The following is a 1,077-nucleotide window of genomic DNA, read 5'->3' on the forward strand; positions in this document are numbered from 1 at the left end:
TCTAGCGGAGTTCGTCCGCAGCACATTTTACCTTGATGAGTTCGTTCATTGTTGTAGTAATCCATCCATTCGTCCAGATCTTTTTGCAACTCATCCATATCTGCATACAGCTTTTTCCTAAATGTAATTTGGTAAAACTCATTTAAAATGGTTTTGTGAAACCGTTCACAAATACCATTTGTTTGCGGTGACATAGCTTTTGTTTTGGTATGGTCTATATCATTTATCGCTAGATATAGCTGATAATCATGATGATCAACACGCCCACAATATTCAGTACCACGGTCAGTTAATATGCGCAGCATAGGAAGCTCGTGTTGCTCGAAGTACGGCAGGACTTTATCATTCAACACATCTGCTGCTGTGATAGGTGTTTTGGTCGTATAGAGCTTGGCAAAGGCCACTTTGCTATAGGTATCAACGAAGGTTTGTTGGTAAATCCGACCAACACCTTTGAGGTTACCAACATAAAATGTATCTTGTGAACCAAGATAACCAGGGTGAGCTGTTTCTATTTCGCCACAAGCTTCGTCATCATGCTTTTTCTTTTCAAGCGCAGCAACTTGAGCATCGGTTAGAATAATGCCATCGGTGGCTACTTTATCTTCAAGGGCTTTAAGTCGTTTCTTGAAATTTTCTAAATCATGGCGAAGCCAGATTGAACGAACACCGCTACCTGAAACAAAGACGCCTTGCTTACGCAGTTCGTTACTTGTTCTGTGTTGGCCGTGAGCTGGTTGAGCGACAGCATATTCCATCACTGCTTTTTCAGTTGCTTCGTCAACTCGGTTTTTGATATTGGGTGTTCTACGATTTTTATTGATAAGCGCATCAATACCACCATCATCGACAAGCTCTTGATAACGATAAAATGTATCTCGTGATACGCCCATAACTTTGCATGCCTTAGAAACGTTTCCTAATTCTTCGGCTAGATTAAGCAGACCTGCTTTGTGTTTAATAATTGGGTTGTTAGTATGTAACATGAGAGTTACCTCTTTAGTTTTGATTTGAAGATTCGACACCTTTAATCAAAACGGGTAACTCTCAACTTTTCAAGGTGAGGTGTAAGATCTA

1 protein-coding gene is annotated in these 1,077 nt (G+C 40.3%); it reads right to left on the bottom strand.

The genetic code is table 11. From position 1 onward, the window contains the following. Positions 1–986: IS481 family transposase (locus tag J8L97_RS22975; protein ID WP_211053038.1), on the bottom strand; the 986-nt coding region annotated here is incomplete at its 3' end. Positions 987–1,077: the final 91 nt, after the last annotated feature.

The organism is Pseudoalteromonas sp. MMG012 (genome assembly GCF_018100875.1).
GTDB classification, from domain to species: Bacteria; Pseudomonadota; Gammaproteobacteria; order Enterobacterales; family Alteromonadaceae; genus Pseudoalteromonas; species Pseudoalteromonas aurantia.